Origin of the sequence: Paenibacillus sp. FSL R5-0378 (assembly GCF_038009285.1) — a bacterium.
GTDB classification, from domain to species: domain Bacteria; phylum Bacillota; class Bacilli; order Paenibacillales; family Paenibacillaceae; genus Paenibacillus_AQ; species Paenibacillus_AQ favisporus.
Window position 1 is genome coordinate 6693389 of the sequence record NZ_JBBPAY010000001.1, and the last position, 16829, is coordinate 6710217.

Sequence of the window (16829 nt, forward strand, 5' to 3'; positions counted from 1 at the left end):
GCATTGGTTAATCACCAAATGCATAATTCAGGTTTCAGCATCGCCAAATGCTGAAAGTCAGGCACGCTTCTCTCACCCGCTTGGAGTGAAATCAGCAATTTTGACTCCCTGAAAACTAGATACGAAACGAATCTGCGCTTTAAGAATTATCGGGTCCCCGCCAAAGTACTCCGAATCAGCTTCAACGCTGTTCTTCACTTTGGTGGGTATTTTTTTGGATAAGCCCTCGACCGATTAGTATTGGTCAGCTCCATGCATTGCTGCACTTCCACCTCCAACCTATCTACCTCGTCGTCTACAAGGGGTCTTACATACTGGGAAATCTCATCTTGAGGGGGGCTTCACGCTTAGATGCTTTCAGCGCTTATCCCGTCCGTACGTAGCTACCCAGCCATGCTCCTGGCGGAACAACTGGTGCACCAGCGGTACGTCCATCCCGGTCCTCTCGTACTAAGGACAGCTCCTCTCAAATTTCCTACGCCCACGACAGATAGGGACCGAACTGTCTCACGACGTTCTGAACCCAGCTCGCGTACCGCTTTAATGGGCGAACAGCCCAACCCTTGGGACCTACTTCAGCCCCAGGATGCGATGAGCCGACATCGAGGTGCCAAACCTCCCCGTCGATGTGGACTCTTGGGGGAGATAAGCCTGTTATCCCCAGGGTAGCTTTTATCCGTTGAGCGATGGCCCTTCCATGCGGTACCACCGGATCACTAAGCCCGACTTTCGTCCCTGCTCGACTTGTAGGTCTCGCAGTCAAGCTCCCTTCTGCCTTTGCACTCTTCGAATGATTTCCAACCATTCTGAGGGAACCTTGGGGCGCCTCCGTTACTCTTTAGGAGGCGACCGCCCCAGTCAAACTGCCCACCTGACACTGTCCCCATACCGGATCACGGTACCAGGTTAGAACCTAGATACGATCAGGGTGGTATCCCAACGGCGCCTCCACCCAAGCTGGCGCTCAGGTTTCAAAGGCTCCCACCTATCCTGTACAGATCGTACCCAAATCCAATATCAAGCTGCAGTAAAGCTCCATGGGGTCTTTCCGTCTTGTCGCGGGTAACCTGCATCTTCACAGGTATTAAAATTTCACCGGATCTCTCGTTGAGACAGCGCCCAAGTCGTTACGCCATTCGTGCGGGTCAGAATTTACCTGACAAGGAATTTCGCTACCTTAGGACCGTTATAGTTACGGCCGCCGTTTACTGGGGCTTCGGTTCACAGCTTCGGGGTAAACCCCTAACCGCTCCCCTTAACCTTCCAGCACCGGGCAGGCGTCAGCCCGTATACTTCGCCTTGCGGCTTCGCACAGACCTGTGTTTTTGCTAAACAGTCGCTTGGGCCTTTTCACTGCGGCCCCCTCGTGCTATTCACACTACCGGGGCACCCCTTCTCCCGAAGTTACGGGGTCATTTTGCCGAGTTCCTTAACGAGAGTTCTTCCGCGCGCCTTAGAATTCTCTTCTCGCCTACCTGTGTCGGTTTGCGGTACGGGCACCTTCACCTGGTTAGAGGCTTTTCTTGGCAGTGTGAGATCATGACCTTCGGTACTATAATTTTCCCTCCCCGTCACAGCCCAGCCTTAAAGTGTGCGGATTTGCCTACACACCAGCCTCACTGCTTGGACGAGCATCCATCAGCTCGCGTCACTACCCTCCTGCGTCACCCCATCACTCATAACGGTTTACGGTGGTACAGGAATTTCAACCTGTTGTCCTTCGATTACGCCTGTCGGCCTCACCTTAGGTCCCGACTTACCCTGAGCGGACGAGCCTTCCTCAGGAAACCTTGGGCTTTCGGCGGATCAGATTCTCACTGATCTTTTCGTTACTCATACCGGCATTCTCACTTGTATACGCTCCAGCACTCCTTACGGTATACCTTCAACGCTGTATACAACGCTCCCCTACCCCTGATGCAAGCATCAAGCCATAGCTTCGGTGGTGTGTTTAGCCCCGTTACATTTTCGGCGCAGAGTCACTCGACCAGTGAGCTATTACGCACTCTTTCAATGGTGGCTGCTTCTAAGCCAACATCCTGGTTGTCTGTGCAACTCCACATCCTTTCCCACTTAACACACACTTGGGGACCTTAGCTGATGGTCTGGGCTGTTTCCCTTTTGACAATGGATCTTAGCACTCACTGTCTGACTCCCGGTTACAAGTCAATGGCATTCGGAGTTTGACTGAGCTTGGTAACCCTTGCGGGCCCCGCACCCAATCAGTGCTCTACCTCCACGACTCTATTCACCGAGGCTAGCCCTAAAGCTATTTCGGGGAGAACCAGCTATCTCCGAGTTCGATTGGAATTTCTCCGCTACCCCCACCTCATCCCCGAATTTTTCAACATTCGTGGGTTCGGGCCTCCAGTGCGTGTTACCGCACCTTCACCCTGGACAGGGGTAGATCACACGGTTTCGGGTCTACGTCCACGTACTTAATCGCCCTATTCAGACTCGCTTTCGCTGCGGCTCCGGCTTCTCACCTTAACCTTGCACGGGAACGTAACTCGCCGGTTCATTCTACAAAAGGCACGCCATCACCCATAAACAGGGCTCTGACTTCTTGTAAGCACACGGTTTCAGGTTCTATTTCACTCCCCTTCCGGGGTGCTTTTCACCTTTCCCTCACGGTACTGTTTCACTATCGGTCGCTAGGGAGTATTTAGCCTTAGCAGATGGTCCTGCCAGATTCATACGGGGTTTCACGTGCCCCGCACTACTCGGGATCCGTCTCGGAGGGAACTGACTTTCGGCTACAGGGCTTTTACCTTCTATGCCGGGCCTTTCCAGACCTCTTCGCCTAACCAATTCCTTTGTAACTCCATGTGAGACGTCCCACAACCCCGGCCAGCAAGCTGACCGGTTTAGGCTGTTCCGCGTTCGCTCGCCGCTACTGACGGAATCACTCTTGTTTTCTCTTCCTCAGGGTACTTAGATGTTTCAGTTCCCCTGGTATGCCTCACCATAACCTATGTATTCAGTTATGAGTGACTGACTATTACATCAGCCGGGTTTCCCCATTCGGACATCCCCGGATCAAAGCTTGCTTACAGCTCCCCGAGGCAGTATCGTTGTTCGCCACGTCCTTCATCGGCTCCTAGCGCCTAGGCATCCTCCGTGTGCTCTTAGTAGCTTAACCATTTGACTCCTGTTTTGCTCGATTCGTTTTCTTGTTTTGCGCAAGCGCAAAGCCAAAGGCTCTCATCGTTCAAAACACTCGTCTGCTACTTAAAACTTAACTTGTTGTGACACAAGTTCAGCTAAAAGGATATTTCTAAAACGCAGATTCGTTTCGTTATCTAGTTTTCAAGGATCAAATCATCCAGTCTTGCGACCGGACTCATATCATACCAAATCCCGAATTGCTTAGCTACAAGCAAGTTCTGGAAATCGTATGTGAGAGTTTGAACTCTCAAAACTGACCAACGAGTGAGTAACTAGCCGACCTGGCTAGATTTGTATTTGAATGCTTCCGTTGCAGGAAGCGATTCTCCATAGAAAGGAGGTGATCCAGCCGCACCTTCCGATACGGCTACCTTGTTACGACTTCACCCCAATCATCTACCCCACCTTCGGCGGCTGGCTCCTTGCGGTTACCTCACCGACTTCGGGTGTTGTAAACTCTCGTGGTGTGACGGGCGGTGTGTACAAGACCCGGGAACGTATTCACCGCGGCATGCTGATCCGCGATTACTAGCAATTCCGACTTCATGCAGGCGAGTTGCAGCCTGCAATCCGAACTGAGACCAGCTTTGATAGGATTGGCTCCACCTCGCGGCTTCGCTTCCCGTTGTACTGGCCATTGTAGTACGTGTGTAGCCCAGGTCATAAGGGGCATGATGATTTGACGTCATCCCCGCCTTCCTCCGGTTTGTCACCGGCAGTCATTCTAGAGTGCCCACCCGAAGTGCTGGCAACTAAAATCAAGGGTTGCGCTCGTTGCGGGACTTAACCCAACATCTCACGACACGAGCTGACGACAACCATGCACCACCTGTCTCCTCTGTCCCGAAGGAAAGGTCTATCTCTAGACCGGTCAGAGGGATGTCAAGACCTGGTAAGGTTCTTCGCGTTGCTTCGAATTAAACCACATACTCCACTGCTTGTGCGGGTCCCCGTCAATTCCTTTGAGTTTCAGTCTTGCGACCGTACTCCCCAGGCGGAATGCTTAATGTGTTAACTTCGGCACCAAGGGTATCGAAACCCCTAACACCTAGCATTCATCGTTTACGGCGTGGACTACCAGGGTATCTAATCCTGTTTGCTCCCCACGCTTTCGCGCCTCAGCGTCAGTTACAGCCCAGAGAGTCGCCTTCGCCACTGGTGTTCCTCCACATATCTACGCATTTCACCGCTACACGTGGAATTCCACTCTCCTCTTCTGCACTCAAGTCACCCAGTTTCCAGTGCGAACCAAGGTTGAGCCTTGGCCTTAAACACCAGACTTAAATGACCGCCTGCGCGCGCTTTACGCCCAATAATTCCGGACAACGCTTGCCCCCTACGTATTACCGCGGCTGCTGGCACGTAGTTAGCCGGGGCTTTCTTCTCAGGTACCGTCACTCCGATAGCAGTTACTCTATCGGACGTTCTTCCCTGGCAACAGAGCTTTACGATCCGAAAACCTTCATCACTCACGCGGCGTTGCTCCGTCAGGCTTTCGCCCATTGCGGAAGATTCCCTACTGCTGCCTCCCGTAGGAGTCTGGGCCGTGTCTCAGTCCCAGTGTGGCCGTTCACCCTCTCAGGTCGGCTACGCATCGTCGCCTTGGTGAGCCGTTACCTCACCAACTAGCTAATGCGCCGCAGGCCCATCCGCAAGTGACAGATTGCTCCGTCTTTCATCATCCCCTCAGGAGAGGAAATGAGATATCCGGTATTAGCTCACGTTTCCGTGGGTTATCCCGGTCTTGCAGGCAGGTTGCCTACGTGTTACTCACCCGTCCGCCGCTAACCATCAGGAGAGCAAGCTCTCCATCAAGTCCGCTCGACTTGCATGTATTAGGCACGCCGCCAGCGTTCGTCCTGAGCCAGGATCAAACTCTCCAAGAAAGTTGGAAGAATCTGCTCACCCGAAGGGAGTAGCTTTCCAACGAAAGTTTGTAGCTCATTTTGAATCTGACGAGATTGATTTAATCTCAATCGCTCCGGTCATAAGACCGTCGCGTTTATACTCACTCGTTGTTCAGTTTTCAAAGATCAAACTTCGTTTCGTTACCGCTTAGCGTTTCAGCAGCAACTCTTATAATATATCATGTTCATTTCTTAATTGCAAGCTTTTTTTTAATTTTCCTTTTTGCTTGCCGGTGCCTTATCAGCGGCCGGATTTATAATGTACCACGTCAGTACTTTTTTAACAAGTTGAAAAATATTCCATTTGCGGTCACCTTATAACATGGAACTCAAATTGAGTTTGTAACTAAAATGTTCTGCTGTCCCCCTCCAAGCCAGCTAAATAATATATGAAGTTAGGAATTCGTTCTTTGGGAATTTCGACTCCATCATGTACCCTACTATACAATCAGCCGCGATCGCTCGCGGCTGCGCAATACATATAAGCTCGAATCGAAGATCGCTTAGAAACCGCGCTCCCTTCTTCTAGCTACACCTGAAGCATAGGCTGCCTGAACCACGGCTTCTTTTACCTTTTCTGCTACATGGGGGTTAAAGACACTAGGGATAATATATTGCTCGTTCAGTTCATCCTCCCCCACAACGGAAGCAATGGCCTTAGCGGCAGCAATCTTCATCTCCTCCGTCACCCTGGAAGCCCGGCAATCGAGCACGCCGCGAAACAATCCCGGGAAACAAAGGACGTTGTTTATTTGGTTCGGGTAATCTGATCTTCCGGTAGCAATCACCCGGACGATCCCTTCGGCTTCCTCCGGCGCAATCTCCGGGGTTGGGTTTGCCATCGCGAAGACGATCGGATCGGGAGCCATTTTGCCGATATCCCCACGACTTAAAACCCCGGGACCCGACACACCGATAAAAATGTCAGCATCCACAATCACGTCCGATAAGGTTCCCGACTCTTTGTCCGGATTCGTATGCTCGGCGTACCATCGCCAGGCGTCATGTGTATAATCGTTCCCGCGAACGATGGCACCCTCCCGATCCACCCCCACGATCCGCGTAACGCCGGCGGCTTGGAGGATCTTGGTACAAGCGATGCCGGCAGCGCCGATTCCGCAAAGGACGATTTTGCAATCCTCAAGTCTCTTTCCGACCAATTTCACTGCATTATAAAGGCCCGCCAGCAGCACGACAGCCGTCCCATGCTGGTCATCGTGAAACACGGGGATGTCCAGTTCCTCGATCAGCCGCCTCTCGATTTCAAAGCAGCGCGGAGACGAAATGTCCTCCAAATTAATGCCTCCAAACGCGGGAGCAATCCGTTTGATCGTCGCGATGATTTCCTCCGTATCCTGCGAGTCCAGACAGATGGGAAAGGCATCCACGCCCGCGAGCTGCTTGAACAGCATCGCTTTTCCCTCCATCACGGGCATGGCGGCGAGTGGGCCGATATTCCCGAGTCCAAGCACGGCGCTCCCGTCCGACACCACCGCAACCGTGTTGCGTTTGATGGTAAGGGTATGGGCACGGGACGGGTCCTCATGAATCGCCATACATACGCTGGCAACGCCGGGTGTATAGACACGGGACAGATCATCCCGGGATTTGATGGCCATTTTCGGCGTCACTTCGATTTTGCCTCCCAAATGCATCAGGAAGGTCTGGTCGGAAACCTGCAAAACCTTAACGCCGGGCAGCTTATTCAGCACCTGGACAATTAAATCCTTCGCCCCCGTGTCCGTAATGTTAACTGTCAGGTCCCGGATCGTCGTTACTTTACCGGTACCGCTGACATCAATAGCTACAATATCTCCTCCTGAATCCCCGATGGCCATGGCAATTCTTCCAAACGCTGCAGAGGCCTTGTCCATTTCCACCCGGACGATGATATTCGTGCTCCCTGATTTAGGCACAGCCATGTTCATCCACTCTCCTCCGTCAAATTTCAACCCTAAGGCCGTGCCTGACAAACGCCTCTTTCATCGCTGTTGTGGCCGCCGCTTCGTCAGGACCGTAAATTTCAAGCTGATACTGCTCCCGGCTCAACAGCGAAAAGCTCAAACCGAGGATGCTCTTGGCATCGATCGCCCGGCCACCGGCCTTAAGCACGATACTGGATGTAAACCGGTTAGCCGTCTGATTAATATCCACAATCGCCTTGGTCTCCAAACCACTCATGTGTTTACCTCCGTTCTTTATCTTTGTGGGGTACTTGCACCTGCATCGGTCCGGGATTCATGCATTTGACGGTAGTGCTGCAGCAGTCTGCCTCCCAGGACAATGCCAATAGCGAGCACCAGTGGAATAACCGTGTGAAGCGTATTAGGCAAGGCATCCGTGATATTGGCCAGCCTCTTCTCTTTTAGAATCATTTCACCCGATGTGTACCCGAGAAGAGCAACGCCAACAATAACAATAACCGGAAAACGGCCCATTAGAGTCATCAGCAGTCTGCTGCCCCAAATAATCAACGGAATGCTGACGGCAAGTCCAAGGGCAATTAAGAGATAATTTCCTGACGCCGCTCCAGCCACGGCCACCACATTATCAAGGCTCATCACCAAATCAGCGATCATAATCGTTTTAATGGCTTTTGCCAGGCGGGTGCTTGCTTCAAGCTTCCCCCCTTCGGCTTCACCCTGCATGAGTTTAAGCGCAATCCAGAGCAGCAGGATGCCTCCTGCCAATTGAACAAAAGGTATCTGCAGCAGCCAAACGGCTGCAATGGTAAGTACGAAGCGAAGCACGATCGCTCCGAAGCTGCCGAAGAAGACCGCCTTCTTCCTCTGTTCGGGCGGCAGGTTTTTGCAGGCGAGAGCGATAACGACAGCGTTATCGCCGCTCAGCACAATATTAATGACGATAATTTTTAATAGACCTAGAAGTAACCACTCCATATCCATAAGTGCCGTTTCCTTTCCTAGCCTTCCTCATTAACAAGAACTCTCCTGCCTTTCAGCTTCAGGATTAACGGAATCGTAATCCACAGCAGTCCAATGATCAGAAACACAAGGGAGACCGGCTTCTGGAGGAAGATCATAAAATCACCGTTGGAAATCGTCAGTGCGCGCCTCATGTTATTTTCCATCATGGGTCCAAGGATAAGTCCCAGAACGAGGGGAGCGAGCGGAAAGTCGTTTTTGGATAATACATAACCGACCACGCCGCAGCCCATAATTAAGAGAAGATCGAACGTTGAATACTGAACGGCGTACACTCCGAAGACCGAAAAGACAATAATTAAAGGGATCAAGTACTTGGCAGGCGTCTCGATCACCTTGGCGAACAGCTTGACGAGCGGCATGTTGAGAATCAGCAGCATCAGGTTGCCGACAAACATGCTGGCTATAACGCCCCAGGCCAGCTGGGGATGATCCTGAAACAGCAATGGGCCCGGCTGCACATTGTACATAATGAAGGCACCCATCAAGATGGCCGTCGTACCGGAAGACGGAATCCCCAGACTGAGCAGTGGAATCATGGCCCCGCCGGAAGCCGCATTATTTGCCGATTCGGGCGACGCTACGCCTTCGATGGCGCCTTTCCCGAATTTCTCGGGATGCTTGCTGATCTTTTTTTCTACAATATATGCAAAAAAGGACGCGAGAATGGCTCCTGCTCCTGGCAGCAGACCGATAAAGAAGCCAAGAATTGAACCGCGCGCGATCGGTGCGGCGCTATCCTTCATATCCTGCTTCGTTGGCAGAATGCGGCTGATTTTTGCGATTTCCCCGTCGTTATGGTCCCGTTCCAAAATGGTTTTGAACACTTCACCTACCGCGAACATACCGACTGCGATCGTCAAAAATTCCAGCCCCTGATAAAGCTCCGGAATCCCGAAGGTAAACCGTTCTACGCCAGATACGCTGTCGATCCCGATCGTCGCCAGAAGCAGGCCGAGTGCCGTCATCATCAGCGCCTTGACCATCGATTTGCCGGCCAGGCCGCTGATCGCAAGGAGTCCAAGCACCATCAGCGAAAAGTATTCGGCGGGACCAAATTTGATAGCAACAGCCGATAATGGGCGGGCCAGGAAGATGAGTCCAACCAAAGAGATAATGCCTGCGGCAAACGAACCGATGGCCGATATCGCGAGCGCTGCACCCGCCCGTCCCTGCTTCGCCATTTGATATCCGTCTAGAGTCGTGACGACAGACGAGGACTCGCCCGGCGTATTGAGCAGAATGGAAGTCGTGGAGCCGCCGTACATGGCGCCGTAATATACGCCAGCCAGCAGAATAATGGAACTTGTAGCCGCTTCTTCCGGACTCAGGCCTGATGTCATGGTTGCGGTAATAGGAATCAGCAGCGCCACGCCGCTCATCGGACCGATGCCTGGCAGCACGCCAACGACGGTGCCGATCAAGACGCCAAAAAACACAAAGACCAGATTATGCCACTGCATTGCCGTCCCAAGTCCATGCAGCAAATATTCAACTGTGCTCATTGTTTAACCCCCTAGAATAAGACTAACCAAGATGGAAAACCGGGCAGGGTACCATCCAGCACGTTGACATACAGATAATACACACCGTAAGAAAAACAGGCGGAGATCACGACCGATATCCAGATCCGGCCCCGCTGCATCGTTTGAAAGCCGATCATCAGGAACAGGAACGTTGAAATAACGAATCCGATATCCTCCAGGAAAAGGGCGTACAGCACGGCGGCCGTAAAAATAATACCGAAACGCTTGTAATCGAGCTTTTCCCGATTTTGCTGCTTCTGCTGCCTGCGGAAGGTTTCATATATCAGCCTGATGCTCATCAGCGAAAGAAATGCGCCGAGAAACAACGGAAAGATGTTCGCGCCGACGTTGCTGCCATAGGCGCTTGTCGATATGCTGGTGCTTCCGATGACAAAAGCGATGCCGACCGCACAAAATACGATGCCGGCATAGCGGTCAAATGAATGATTCATAGTCTTCACGCCTCCTCTTCAGACAGGGAAAAGGGAAGTCCCCGTCCCCATCCCTTTCCCTGTCCCTGCATGGCCTAAGCCGTTACTTCTGCATGCCGAGTGCCGTCAGCATTTCTTTCAGCTGATCATTTTGTTGAGCCAGAAAAGCCTTAAAATCGTCGCTGTTCTTATAATCGCTTTCCCAGTTGTTCGCCGTCATCTCGGCCGCCCACTCTTTCGTCTCGGTCATTTTTTTGATGGCCTGATCCCAATAGCTCTTCGCTTCAGCGCTCATTTCCTTAGGTCCGAATATCCCCCGCCAAATGAGGAATTCCGCGTCAATTCCCTGCTCCTTCATCGTCGGCACGTCTTTCAAGCTTCCTCCCAAACGTTCAGGCGCGGCCACGCCAAGCACTTTGATTTTTCCGGCCTTTAAATACTGGTCAAGCGACGAGGCATCCGTACCCAGTACATCGGCGTTGCCGCCAAGCAGTGCGGTAATGGCTTCGCCGCCCCCGTCGTAAGAAACGTACTTGACGCTCTTAGGGTCGATCCCGTACTTGAACGCCGGCAGAATGGATACGAGATGATCCATAGAGCCGGGAGCCGATCCGCCCGCGATCGTGAACTTGGTCGGATCGGCTTTCAAGTCATCGAGCAGCGACTTCAGATCGTTGTATTTCGAGTCAGCCGCTACGGCAATGGCGCCATAGTCCTTCGTCAGCTGAGCCAGCGGCGTCGTATCCTGATATCCATATGGCGAATTGCCCTCCTTTTTCAAATTGTTGATCAGGATCGGCGGAGAGTTGACAAACAATTTGTAGTTATCCTTCTTGTCCTTGGTCGCATACTCGGCCATAAACACGGCGCCGCCTCCGCCCGGTTTATTTTCAACCGTAATCGCTTTGCTGACAGCCTTTGTCTCGGTCAATACTTTCGCAATGGTACGGGCCGTCATATCCCATCCCCCGCCCGCACCCGATGGGGCCACGAGCGTTAACGCTTTGTCGGGATAATTGGATTTTTTGGCCGAAGTCCCCTCTTTTGCTGCTCCCCCGTTGGCACAAGCCGCCAAACTAAGCGCCAGAATGGCCGCAGGTATTACTTTCCAGGTTTTGCTCATCATTTTTTTATTCATCTGGATACCCCTTTCGAAAAGTTCATCTAAAGCCTTATCAACTTGGTGTCATCGCAATGTATGCGCTTTCTTTTTGTGGTTCCCAGCATATCACCCGCGGCAGCTTTAGCAAATGTTAAGCACATAAGATCTAAAAACACGATTATGGGCATTTTGTTCATTTTGTTCACGATAAAATGAAAGCCCTTTCAAGGCCTATATGCTACAATAAGAGCAAAAAACGGAGGGGCGCACGGTACAACATGCGGCTGCAGACAAAACTGATTTGGATCATCTGTTCCCTGATTGCCTTTATCATCCTCAGCTTGAGCGGTATTTTTTATGTCGTGATCACAAACATTTTTGAGGATCAGATCGGTCAGCGCGCCTTAAAAGTAGCTGAAACTCTAGCGATCATACCGGAGATTAGAAAAGCCTTTACTGAGCCGGATCCTTCGGCCGCAATCCAGCCTATTTCGGAAAGCGTCCGGATCAAAACCGGCGCCCAGTATATCGTTGTAGGGAACCGCGAAGGCATCCGGTATTCGCATCCCCTGCCGGACCGGATCGGCAAATCGATGGTCGGCGGCGACAACGGTCCGGTACTTGCGGGGCATTCGATCGTGTCCAAGGCTACCGGTTCCATGGGGCCTTCCGTTCGCGGGAAGGCTCCTGTTATTGCGGATGACGGGACGGTGATCGGCATCGTGTCTGTCGGTTTTCTGACCGACAACATTGACCGGATAAACGATGTATACCAAAATGAAATATTGCTGGTCTCCTTGATCGGCCTGGCTGTCGGGGCAAGCGGAGCCGTACTGATCGCACGCAGCGTCAGGCGTTCCATCCATGGACTTGAGCCCAAGGAAATCGGGGCGCTGTATACAGAGAAAAAGGCAGTCCTCGAATCGATCCGCGAAGGAATTATCGCCATTAACCGGGATGGTTTCATTACGATGGCTAACCGTTTCGCTCTTCAGCTGATGAATCTGTCGGAGAATGAAGCGATCATGGGAAAACATATTGAGGATGTCCTTCCGAACACGCGGCTGCTCGAGGTAGTCCGGAGCGGCGAAGCCGAGTTCGACCGGGAGATGCTGATCGGCGACCATGAAGTGATCGTGAACAGGCTTCCTATCATGGATATGAACAATCAATTAACCGGAGCGGTCTCCAGCTTCCGCAGCAAGCCGGAATTATATCGGCTGGCCGAAGAGTTGTCCCAGGTCAAGCGTTTTGCGGAGTCGCTCCGGGCGCAGACGCACGAATACTCCAACAAGCTCTATGTCATATCCGGCCTGATCCAGCTGGAGTCTTACCAGGAAGCGGTAGACCTGATCAACCGCGAAGTGAACGTCCATCAGCATTTGATTCAGTTTGTGATGAGGGAAATCCCGGACCCGGTCATCGGCGGGCTGCTGATCGGCAAGTACAATCACGCCCAAGAGCTGAAGCTTTCCTTTGAGATCGATCCAGAGAGCACGTTCGCTGACATCCCGGACCATATGGACCGCAGCCTGCTCGTGACCATTATCGGAAATTTGATCGACAACGCGATGGAAGCCGTTCTTGCGCGGCAAACCTTCTCCGAATCCAAAGGCGAAGTCACGCTGTTCCTGACCGATTTGGGTGAGGACCTGATCATCGAATGCGAGGATAACGGAATCGGCATTCCGGAAGACATCGGAGATACGATCTATGAAAAGGGCTTCTCTACCAAACCGGGGGAACACCGCGGGATCGGGCTTGCCCTTGTCGTTCATGCGGTCCATAAGTTAAGCGGTTACATTACGTTCCATCGGAATACGGCGGGCGGCGGTACGGTCTTTACGGTGGCGATCCCCAAACAACCCGGTCTATTCAGAAAGGAGCATCCTCATGGAAATGTCCGAAGTAAATCCAATGATTGAGGTGTTAATCGTAGAGGATGACACCAAAATCGCAGAGATAAACAGGCGATTCGTAGAACAAGTGCCGGGATTTAAAGTCGTCGGCATCGCCACGGATGAAATGCAGGCGAAATCGCAGCTGGAAATCCTGGAGCCCCAATTGGTGCTTCTGGATATCTACCTGCCTCAAGCCAATGGCCTGGATCTGCTGCTGTTCATCCGCCAGCATTACCGCAGCACGGATGTCATCATGATTACCGCCGCCCGGGAAATCGAACCGATCCGGGAAGCCATCCGCAGCGGGGCGTTCGATTACCTCATGAAGCCGCTCATCTTCGACAGGCTGAAGGAAACGCTGCTGCATTATGCGGCATTTCAACGGGAGTTATCCCGGCTGGATACGGCTGGGAGCATTGGCCAGAGCGACGTGGACCGCCTGCTGGCAGGTCCCGTAAAAGCGGAGCCGCTTCCTGTGAATACGGCCGACGTTTTCCTGCCCAAAGGCATCGATAAATTGACGCTTGAAAAGGTCGTTCAAACCATTTCGACGGTGAACGACGGGCTAACCGCCCACCAAGTGGCCAAACGGATCGGCATCAGCCGCTCGACCAGCCGGAGGTATCTGGAGCATCTCGTCGGGTTCGGCATTGTCTATGCCGACCTGTCCTATGGGGTCGTAGGACGGCCGGAGCGCGTATACCGGAGCAAAAAATAACCCGTCTGCAGGCGCAGGCGGGTTTTCCTTGCTATCGGATAATTCTTACCGCGTGCACGCCCGATACTCCGTCGGCGACATGCCGGTATGCCCCTTGAACTGCCGGGAAAAGTGCGACAGCTGCATTCCGAGCTGATCCGCAATGTCCGCTACGGGCGCGTTCGTAAATGAAAGCAGGCGTCTGGCTTCCTCCATACGCTTGCGCTGGACGTAATGCATCGGTGTGCAGCCCATCGCTTTTTTAAAATAAGGGATAAAGTAGTTCGGATGCAGATGGACGATCTCGGCCAGCTTTTCGATCTCCATCTGTTCACGAAGATGGTCATGAATGTACTGCAGCACGCCGCCCAGCTTGTTCCCTTCCGTATGGTGCATGAAATCGATCCAATAGTCGGTGTATCCCCCCTCTTCCAGGCAGCAGGCCAGCATGTACAGCAGACCCGCCTGCATGCGCAGGGCCGCGAAAGGACCTCCCGCCTGAAATTGGCCGATCATCTCGTTAAAAGTGCTTCGAATAAACTCCGGGTCGCCGACATCGCTGATATAGAGCTTGCTGTCTGCATGGAACAAAGGCCACTCCCCCACCTGGGCGTCAAAATGGCAGAAATACCGCGTGTATGGATTCTCCTTGGACGTGTAGGTCGTCTGGCTCGTCCCCGCAGGCATGATCATCAGCTGGTTCGGCTTGGGGTAATAGGTCACGCCGTTGATGACGACCGATCCTTCGCCTTCGGTGATGTAATAGAGCCGGTGGAAGCTCGGGGCGACTTCAGCCCGGTTCCAGTCGGGAAAGCCGCTTTTGAGCTGTACGTGACTGATATGTACCCGAAGCCCTTCCGGCAGCCGTGCGCCGAGCTGCATGGCCTGTGCCATAAATGACCCTCCTTATATAGAAAATAGTCGTCTAATGTAATGCCATTGTATCATCCCCATTTTACGAAAACACCTTAATTTTGTGCAAAACCCTCTTAATCTTAGCCATTTGCTTCCCATGCCATTCGGGCTAAGCTTGAGGGAGATGTAATGGCTTACATGCCTGCAAACTTTGTTCATAATCCATGGGAAGGCGGGATCATTTAGATGGAGCAAGTACGATACGGCATTATCGGCATCGGGAATATGGGAAGCAGTCATGCACTGAATTTGGTGGACAAAATCAAGGGGGCGCAGCTGACGGCGATATGCGATACAAGCCCCGCCCGTCTGGAGTGGGCACAGGCCCATCTGCCGGAATCGGTTCAAAAATTCGACACACCGGAGGCGTTCTTCGCCTCGCAAGCGATGGATGCCGTCCTGATCGCCGCTCCGCATTATGATCATCCGGTATTGGCGATCCAGGCTTTTGAGAACGGTTACCACGTCATCGTCGAAAAACCGGCCGGAGTCTACACCAAGGCGGTTCGCGAAATGAACGAGGCCGCTTCCCAATCGGGCAAGCTGTTCGGCATTATGTACAACCAGCGGACCTCCCCGCTGTATACCAAGCTGCGCGACCTGGTGCATTCCGGAGAATTGGGGAATATCAAGCGGACCAACTGGATCATTACCAACTGGTACCGCTCGCAGAGCTACTATAATTCCGGCGGTTGGCGGGCCACCTGGGCCGGCGAAGGCGGCGGTGTGCTGCTGAACCAGGATCCGCACCAGCTGGACCTGTGGCAGTGGACGACCGGCCTGATGCCGAAGCGCGTGCGTGCTTTCTGCCACTTTGGTAAATACCGCAATATTGAAGTCGAAGATGATGTCACCGCTTATGTCGAATATGAAAACGGAGCTACCGGCGTATTCGTGACCACTGTAGGCGAGGCACCCGGAACGAACCGGTTCGAGCTCTCCGGGGATAACGGCAAAATCGTCGTCGAAGACGACAAAATCACCTTCTGGCGCCTGCGCGTGCCCGAGCCGCAGTTCAACGCGGAATATACAGGCGGATTCGGCCAGCCGGAATGCTGGAAATGCGACATTCCGGTGCATGGGGGACACGGTCCGCAGCATAACGGAATTTTACAGAACTTCACTAATGCCCTGCTGCATGGCGAGAAGCTGATCGCCCCGGGCGAAGAAGGCATCCGCGGCCTGACGATCTCCAACGCGATGCATCTGTCGGCCTGGACGGACGATTGGGTGGACCTTCCGCTCGACGAGGATCTGTTCTACGACAAGCTGCAGGAGAAGATCAAAAACTCGACGTTCCGCAAGGAAACCGCCGGTGGTAAGGTGCTGGACGTATCCGGAACTCACTGATAGATATCCCATTTTCGATAAGAGGAGAATCGCCCTATGAAACTATCGGTATTTACCGTCGTCACCCCGGATCTGACCCCTGAAGAGCTTGTACTGGCCGCCAAGGAAGCCGGACTGGACGGCGTGGAATGGCGCTTCAAGGAAGTTCCCGCAGGCGCTGCAGGCGAGAAGCCGTCGTTCTGGAGCAACAATTTGTGCTCGATCGACCCTTCCCTTCCCGCGGACCAAATGCAGAAATTCAAAGACCTGGCCCTTGCACAGGGGCTTGAAGTCGCCAGCATCACTCCCTATCTGAACCATCTGGACCTAAAGGATACGGAGCATGTATTCCGGACGGCCCAGCAGCTTGGGGCGAAAATGATCCGCCTCGGCGTAGCCGGCTACAACGCATCCGCCGACTATAACGAGCTGTACGACAAGACAGTCCGCTATTTAAAAGAAGCGGAGCATATGGCCCAGCAATACGGCGTCAAAGGCATCATCGAAACCCATCACGGCACGATCGCGCCGAGCGCCGGTCTCGCCCACCGCCTGGTCAGCCACTGCAGCCCGGACCATATCGGCGTCCTGTACGATCCGGGCAACATGATCCACGAAGGCTTCGAGCATTCCCGGATGGGCCTTCAGCTTCTCGGTCCTTACCTCGCCCACGTCCACATCAAAAACGCCGAGTGGATCCGGGAAGGAACGCGTGAAGACGGAACGGTCAAATGGCGTTCGAAATGGGCGCCGATGCGCGAAGGCATCGTAGATTTCACCTCACTGCTCAATGACCTGAAATCCGTCGGCTATGACGGCTACTTGGGCATCGAGGATTTCAGCGAACAATACACGTCGCGTGAGCTGCTGAAGGAATTCGCCCAGCTCATGCGCGAAAGGATGTGACC

General features: G+C 53.0%; 11 protein-coding genes and 2 rRNA genes. 4 read left to right on the forward strand and 9 right to left on the reverse strand.

Annotated elements, in window-relative coordinates:
* Nucleotides 1-214: 214 nt before the first annotated feature.
* The 8 genes from MKY74_RS31040 to MKY74_RS31075 all read right to left on the reverse strand — a co-directional run bounded on the left by MKY74_RS31040 (nucleotide 215) and on the right by MKY74_RS31075 (nucleotide 11115).
* A 23S ribosomal RNA gene (locus MKY74_RS31040) occupies nucleotides 215-3142 on the reverse strand.
* A 359-nt stretch (nucleotides 3143-3501) separates the two neighbouring features.
* A 16S ribosomal RNA gene (locus tag MKY74_RS31045) occupies nucleotides 3502-5054 on the reverse strand.
* The 16S and 23S rRNA genes sit together here, the layout of an rRNA operon.
* A 524-nt stretch (nucleotides 5055-5578) precedes the next feature.
* Nucleotides 5579-6997 (reverse strand): NAD-dependent malic enzyme, encoded by a 1419-nt coding sequence (locus tag MKY74_RS31050; protein WP_076175712.1) that lies wholly within the window; start codon nucleotides 6995-6997, stop codon nucleotides 5579-5581.
* Nucleotides 6998-7016: 19 nt separating this feature from the next.
* A complete protein-coding gene (locus tag MKY74_RS31055; protein WP_076175710.1) occupies nucleotides 7017-7256 on the reverse strand; it encodes an HPr family phosphocarrier protein in 240 nt (79 codons plus the stop codon).
* A gap of 17 nt (nucleotides 7257-7273) precedes the next feature.
* Complete coding sequence (locus MKY74_RS31060; RefSeq protein ID WP_076175739.1) at nucleotides 7274-7975, reverse strand: TerC family protein; 702 nt, start codon at nucleotides 7973-7975, stop codon at nucleotides 7274-7276.
* Nucleotides 7976-7998: 23 nt separating this feature from the next.
* Nucleotides 7999-9525, reverse strand: a complete 1527-nt coding sequence (locus tag MKY74_RS31065) for a tripartite tricarboxylate transporter permease (protein ID WP_076175708.1) — start codon at nucleotides 9523-9525, stop codon at nucleotides 7999-8001.
* 11 nt (nucleotides 9526-9536) lie between these two features.
* Nucleotides 9537-9998: a tripartite tricarboxylate transporter TctB family protein gene (locus tag MKY74_RS31070; protein ID WP_076175706.1), complete on the reverse strand. Its 462-nt coding sequence runs from the start codon at nucleotides 9996-9998 to the stop codon at nucleotides 9537-9539.
* A gap of 82 nt (nucleotides 9999-10080) precedes the next feature.
* On the reverse strand, nucleotides 10081-11115 hold the full coding sequence (locus tag MKY74_RS31075; protein ID WP_076175703.1) for a tripartite tricarboxylate transporter substrate binding protein: 1035 nt from the start codon (nucleotides 11113-11115) through the stop codon (nucleotides 10081-10083).
* A 242-nt stretch (nucleotides 11116-11357) separates the two neighbouring features.
* On the opposite strand from MKY74_RS31075, the gene MKY74_RS31080 reads away from it, so the two are divergent.
* Both MKY74_RS31080 and MKY74_RS31085 read left to right on the forward strand, forming a co-directional pair.
* Entirely contained in the window at nucleotides 11358-13004 is a 1647-nt protein-coding gene (locus MKY74_RS31080; RefSeq protein WP_076175701.1) for an ATP-binding protein, read from the forward strand.
* Entirely contained in the window at nucleotides 12973-13698 is a 726-nt protein-coding gene (locus MKY74_RS31085) for a response regulator (RefSeq protein ID WP_373309611.1), read from the forward strand. Before MKY74_RS31080 ends, MKY74_RS31085 begins: the two co-directional genes overlap by 32 nt.
* 45 nt (nucleotides 13699-13743) lie before the next feature.
* Here MKY74_RS31085 and MKY74_RS31090 read toward each other — a convergent pair whose 3' ends face one another.
* A complete protein-coding gene (locus MKY74_RS31090) occupies nucleotides 13744-14571 on the reverse strand; it encodes an AraC family transcriptional regulator (RefSeq protein ID WP_076175699.1) in 828 nt (275 codons plus the stop codon).
* Nucleotides 14572-14778: 207 nt separating this feature from the next.
* On the opposite strand from MKY74_RS31090, the gene MKY74_RS31095 reads away from it, so the two are divergent.
* Entirely contained in the window at nucleotides 14779-15942 is a 1164-nt protein-coding gene (locus tag MKY74_RS31095) for a Gfo/Idh/MocA family protein (RefSeq protein WP_076175697.1), read from the forward strand.
* A gap of 36 nt (nucleotides 15943-15978) precedes the next feature.
* On the forward strand, nucleotides 15979-16827 hold the full coding sequence (locus MKY74_RS31100; protein WP_076175695.1) for a sugar phosphate isomerase/epimerase family protein: 849 nt from the start codon (nucleotides 15979-15981) through the stop codon (nucleotides 16825-16827).
* Nucleotides 16828-16829 lie beyond the last annotated feature (2 nt).